The sequence below is a fragment of the Polaromonas sp. P1_E1_2 genome, assembly GCF_056406035.1.
Genome location: NZ_JBFUAZ010000336.1, coordinates 1 through 4,513, shown reverse-complemented (window position 1 = coordinate 4,513; position 4,513 = coordinate 1). Strand labels below are relative to the sequence as shown.

The following is a 4,513-nucleotide window of genomic DNA, read 5'->3' as shown; positions in this document are numbered from 1 at the left end:
GTGTAGCGGGCTGTATGACTTGTGTAACTGCCTCTTCCTTGCGCGTGCCCAGCATCACGCCTGCCGCCACGGCCAGCAACGCGCAGATGGCAAACGCCGTTCTCTTGAGGCGGGCGGGTGTGGATGCCATCAAGCCTTGACACTCACTTTGAAGCCGGCTTTCGCCAGGGTCGAGAGGCGCTCTGCGTCCCAGTTGGTCATGTGAATGCAGCCATTGGTTTCGGAATGGCCCACATTGGAAGGGTTGGGTGTGCCGTGAATGCCCCAGTGCGGTTTGGTCAGGCCCAGCCAGATGGTGCCGACGGGGTTGTTGGGACCGGCTGCGATGTCGACCTTTTGCGCATCCTTGGGTGCGTTTTTCAGCAGCGCAGGGTTGTAGGTGAAGCCGGGATTTTTGACCTCGTTCTTGATGGCCATCATGCCCAGCGGCAGCGGGTCGTTCTTTTCATTGCCTATGCTGATGGGAAAACCCGCCACCAACCGCTTGGCGGTGTCCAGCACGTAGAGCACACGCTCGGACTTGTCGATTTCGATGGAAACCGCGTTGACCGGCATGGCGCTGACCGCGATATATGGCACGGTGATTTGCTTGCCGGCCTCGATGTTGATGCCGCCGTTGAGCTGCTTGAGGTAGCCGGTGCTGGTGTGGAATTTTTCCGCCAGCGCTTCTTCCACCGATTCATACACCAGCGCTTTCATCTTCGCGCGCTCGTCCATCGCCACAGGCGTCTTTTCAAACGGGCCGGCTGCGTCCTTCTCTGTCACGGTATAGCTTGTCAGAAGCGGAGCACCGTCCTTGCGCAACGAAGCCCAGGTTTCCGCAGTGACGGTGCCCGTGGGTTTGAGGTCGTGCGCGATCTGGTAGGCCTTGACCATGCGCTGCATGTTGGTGGCAAAGCGCCCATCGATCTCCCCGCAGGAGAACCAGGCCCGGTCCAGCATGATCTGTGCGCGCGCTACCGCTGCGCCTTTGCTGCCACTGCGCAGCAAGGGACTGTCGGTGGCGTTGTTGAAGGCTTCTGTGTCAAGGGGCTGGTTGCCCGCCGCCGTGTTTTTGGGCTTGGCCGCCCATGCGCCGTTGCCGGCCAGGCCCAGCCCGGTGAGGCACAAGGCAGTGACGAGGGTGCGACGGGAGAGCCGGGAAAGCTGTGGGGTTACAGGGCGAAGAGAGGAAGGGGTATCGAACGGCATGACGGGCTTTCGTAGTCAGGCCAGTCTGGGGGGGCATAAGGCGCATCGCCTGTCAGCAGCCATGCCTAGCGGCGGTCAGGTTTAAGCGGGTATTTGTCTTGCCTCACACACCATACAGAGCGCAAAGCGGCTCTCCCGGTACATCAGGGCGCTGATGATCACGCTGCACGCGGGTGCTTCGTCATCCACGTGGCCATGGTGTCCAGCAATTCCTCGCGCACCTGCGCATCGGTGCGGCCTGAACGCACCAGCACATGGAAGGCGTGGTCGGCGCCATCCACGATGTGCAGGCTTGCCCTTTTGCCCAGGCTTGCCGTGGTCTGGGTGATCAAGTCCAGATCAGCGAGGCCGTCGCGCGTGCCTTGCAGAAAAAGCATCGGTAACTTCACGCCGTCCAGGTGCGCGGCGCGTTCGGTTGAAGGCTTGCCGGCTGGGTGCAATGGAAAGCCCACCAGCACAAGGCCCTTCAGTCCGGGCAATGGCTCAGCCGCCTGCGCCTGCGTGCTCATGCGACCACCGTAGGACCTGCCACCGGCAAACAGCAGCACATCAGGCATTTGCCGCGCCGCTTCAGCAACTGCCGCCCGGATCGCCGCATGGGCAACGGTGGGAGAGTCCGATCGTTTCGAGCCTTGTTCCATGAACAGAAAATTGAAGCGCAAGCTGGCGATGCCGCGTTCCACGAGGCCCTGAGCAATCGCCTCCATAAAGGCGTGGTTCATGCCTGCGCCTGCGCCGTGGGCGAACACATAGCACGCCTTGGCGCTGGCAGGTTTTTGCAGCAGGCCGGAGGTGGTGCCGCCCGAAGGGAGCGGAATGTTCAGTGAAACGGGGCGTGTGGGCATCAATAGAAAGGGCGAGCTGAAATGGCGAACTGGCTTGGGATGCCCATTACAGCATCGCCAGTGCTCAGGCCGAACGCTTCGGCGCCGGATCGGCGATCCCGGGCGGCAGGCGGTTGAGCAGCCACCGGATCGCCAGCGGAACCAGCACGAGATCGTCAGCAATTCCGATGACCGGCAGGAAGTCGGGGATGAAATCAATGGGGGAGAACAGGTAGAGCGCAATCGCTGCTGTACCCCATTTCAGCCAAACGGGCGCTTCGGGATGGCGCAGGGCAGTCCACAGCCGCCGGGCATCGCCGCGTATCACAACCCAAAGCAGGGTCAGACGTTTGAACATGAAAGCTCCTTGGGTGCAGATGCAGGCCCGGCGGGCTGCTGAGTTTCAAATGGAGGTGCTTGCCCGGGCTACAAGGGCACTAACGCGCCGTTACGTTTGCGCGCCAGGAGGGGCGCCGGGTCTTCCGTCAATGCGCCAGATTGGAAACCAGCTTGTCTGCCGCCTCAACGGCTTCAGCACGCGTGGGCCAGGTCCTGTCGCTGTCGTGCAGGGGCGGCAGCGATTCAACGTGTACGACATCGATGTACCAGGGACCGTCAGGGAGGTGGCACAGCCTGGCCATGTAATGCCGGCCGTTGGCGACGCCGGGGACGTATTCCTCGATCGGCTCCGGTTCGTCGTCGGGTGCTTCGTCCAGTGCGTCTTCTGGTGCGTCTGTTTGCATCGGGTTTCTCTCCAAATCCCGATTATCCGCAACCAACCCTTGTCCTTCGCGGGGAGGGCGCCGGATATTGCTCAGACCTTGAGCTCCACCCCTAGCGCCGCGAGCTTTTTCGCGTACGCATCCCGGCGTTTTGCTGCCTTGTCTGCTGTCTCGACGGCCATCTGGATCGCCTTGGGGCCTTTGGCTGCAGCCGCCTTGATTAATCCGGACTTGTGGGCAGCCTCTGCTTCCGTCCTTCTAAAAGTGGCGATAAGTTCGGCATGGGCAATGGATGAGTTCACGGGGTACCTCTTACTGGTTGACTGGCGTTACTGGCTACCTGCGCCTAGCGTTCAAAACGCAGCTCCACCGCGCCGACGCTCGCTATTTCACCACGCACCGTCTCGTCCAGGGGTGCGGTCAGCAGGCCGGTACAGGACCCGGTGGTCACGATCTGGCCCGCGCGAAGCGGCTGGCCGCGCCGGGCGCAGTGCCGTGCAAGCCACGACAGCAGGCGCCAGACGTCTTGCGCCGGGTTGCCGCCGTGCGTGTGGGCTGCTGATGCTGTGCCGAAGTCTAGTGATGCCTCTACCGTGCGTAAGTCCAGCCGAGCGGGCGCAAAAGCTGACGGGCTGCCCAGCACCAGGGCGCCGTGGCATTGCAAGTCGGCCAACTGGGCCAGCGGGTCGGCCGTCTGGCCATCAAGCAAGCGGCTTTCCACCACCTCGATAGCCGGCTGCACGGCGTCAAAGGCTTCGGCCAGTTCAGCGGGTGCAAGCAGCCTGCCTTTGGGGTCCAGGTCGCGGCCAAGCCGGAAGGCGACTTCAAGCTCGACACAGCGCCATCGCCAGGCGGGGCCTGTGAGCGTGACGCCGGACGCATGGATGCCTGATGCGGGAAGCGGAGCGCAACGCGGTTCGGCGTGCGGGCCTTTGGCGCCTACCTTCCAGCCGGCGACGGGGCCAATGGCCGCGAGCGTGGCGTCCTGGATGGCGTAGGCGCCGGCGTGGTCGGCCGGGAGCATGTCGCGCCAAGGCACGGTGGGCCCGCCGGTTCGCGCGGTTGTCAATCGTTGCGCGGAGTTTTGCGGGGCCATGAAGACCGATTGTCGTATTGAACCTGACCGCTGCTATTGCGCCCAGGGCGGCTTGCCAAGAGCGGGGACGGGGAGGGCGGAGCGACGCTCGGTTTTTTTGCCTTCCGCGTCTTGAACCTGCTCGACGATCACAATTTCCTTGTCTGTAATGGAGATGATCTTCCCGCGCTCGGGCCCGAGATAGTTTCCGACCCGCACCCTGTAGAGTTGGGGAGGCGTTTTTTTGTGCATCACCAGCGCAAACTTCTCACTTCCTTGGCCAAAAACACCCGCCACGGCCAGGTCCACCAGCAATGCGGACTCGAGCGGTTCACGCGTGCCTTGGGCGCTGTCTGTGCCGGTGAATGGGTTCTTGGCGCCCAAGGCGCTTTGCCTTGCTTTGGCGAGTTGTTGGCGGTATTCAACGGCCTGCGCCTGCTCCAGCACCAGGTCGCCGAGATAGACCCAGCCCTCCACGGTGACGGATGCGGCGTTGCTTTTTACAAAACTGATTCGCTCAACCAGCGCTTCGCTGAGCACAGGCGAGTTGACCAGAAAATCAAGCATTTCCTTGTAAGGAGCGGTGATCTTGAAATGGAAGCGAAACAGGCCGCTGTTCGGAGAGCCGACCGGGTCCGCTTTAAAGATATCGAAACGGATGCTCTGCTGGCTTGCATATTCGTGGAGGCGCAATATATAGG

General features: G+C 62.2%; 7 protein-coding genes. All 7 read right to left on the bottom strand.

Annotation, left to right across the window (positions count from 1 at the left end):
- Window positions 1-129: 129 nt before the first annotated feature.
- Window positions 130-1,191 (bottom strand): L,D-transpeptidase family protein, encoded by a 1,062-nt coding sequence (locus tag AC1D1P_RS15035; RefSeq protein WP_477673537.1) that lies wholly within the window; start codon window positions 1,189-1,191, stop codon window positions 130-132.
- 158 nt (window positions 1,192-1,349) lie between these two features.
- On the bottom strand, window positions 1,350-2,036 hold the full coding sequence (locus AC1D1P_RS15030) for an alpha/beta hydrolase family protein (RefSeq protein ID WP_477673536.1): 687 nt from the start codon (window positions 2,034-2,036) through the stop codon (window positions 1,350-1,352).
- 64 nt (window positions 2,037-2,100) lie between these two features.
- A complete protein-coding gene (locus AC1D1P_RS15025) occupies window positions 2,101-2,373 on the bottom strand; it encodes a YkvA family protein (protein ID WP_477669462.1) in 273 nt (90 codons plus the stop codon).
- Window positions 2,374-2,500: 127 nt separating this feature from the next.
- Window positions 2,501-2,758 (bottom strand): hypothetical protein, encoded by a 258-nt coding sequence (locus AC1D1P_RS15020; protein ID WP_477673535.1) that lies wholly within the window; start codon window positions 2,756-2,758, stop codon window positions 2,501-2,503.
- 71 nt (window positions 2,759-2,829) lie between these two features.
- Window positions 2,830-3,039 (bottom strand): hypothetical protein, encoded by a 210-nt coding sequence (locus AC1D1P_RS15015; protein WP_477673534.1) that lies wholly within the window; start codon window positions 3,037-3,039, stop codon window positions 2,830-2,832.
- Window positions 3,040-3,083: 44 nt separating this feature from the next.
- Window positions 3,084-3,833, bottom strand: coding sequence for a 2-keto-4-pentenoate hydratase (locus AC1D1P_RS15010; RefSeq protein WP_477673533.1), 750 nt, complete (start codon window positions 3,831-3,833; stop codon window positions 3,084-3,086).
- 33 nt (window positions 3,834-3,866) lie between these two features.
- On the bottom strand, window positions 3,867-4,513 hold a 647-nt coding region (locus AC1D1P_RS15005), incomplete at its 5' end, for a pilus assembly protein PilP (RefSeq protein WP_477673532.1).